The organism is Shigella sp. FC1567 (assembly GCF_001743015.1).
In the GTDB taxonomy this organism is placed as follows: Bacteria; Pseudomonadota; Gammaproteobacteria; order Enterobacterales; family Enterobacteriaceae; genus Escherichia; species Escherichia coli.
Map to the genome: position 1 here is coordinate 1 of NZ_MIIV01000329.1, position 790 is coordinate 790.

Sequence of the window (790 nt, forward strand, 5' to 3'; positions counted from 1 at the left end):
AGCGGAGCAGGAAGGACATCTGATGGAAATGGAAGCCACGCAAGCACCTTAAAATCACCATCATACACTAAATCAGTAAGTTGGCAGCATTACCGACATGTCGTTGTTCAGCGTTCCTTTGCTATTACCAAAGAAAACAGAACCGAAGGTCATTTTAGCTGTACTACCTGGATTCGGATTTGCTTTGCTGCAGTCAACGGTGATGCTGAAAGGTTTGGCTTTAGCGCCAACGGTGTCATTCAGCACGCCAGCATCGATTTCACCAACAGTTGCAGTTTGCAGCAGGATCAGACCATCTTTATTACCGCCGTCAACGCGGGTTTCACAGGTGTTATCAACAACCAGACCACTGATATTTAACTGACCACCATCCATATCAGCAGAAGCAGTACCTGCAACCATTGCCAGCATAAGACCAGACAGGGCAAAACCTAATTTTTTAGACATAAAAATCCTTGAATAAAATTCCATTAGTCAGACTACTGGTTTGAAGAATGACTATTCATGACACAAATGTTATAAGCAGATGCTAGATATTAATGAGCAATGATATTTGTTACCAAAATTTACAACCATTGTTCATTAGGACGCCTATTGTGCACTTTAAGGGCTTTTGAACAAATTAAATTTTCTTAATTCAAAATTAAGCAAAAATAAATTCACAAGTGCAATTGGTTAGGGTATGGCGATGGGAGGTAATGCTGCCAACTTACTGATTTAGTGTATGATGGTGATTTTAAGGTGCTTGCGTGGCTTCCATTTCCATCAGATGTCCTTCCTGCTCCGCTAC

General features: G+C 41.1%; 1 pseudogene. It reads right to left on the reverse strand.

Features of this window, described 5'->3' with window-relative positions:
• Positions 1-78 precede the first annotated feature (78 nt).
• Positions 79-447 (reverse strand): annotated as a pseudogene (locus BHE85_RS16850) (fimbrial protein); the annotation flags it as partial.
• Positions 448-790: the final 343 nt, after the last annotated feature.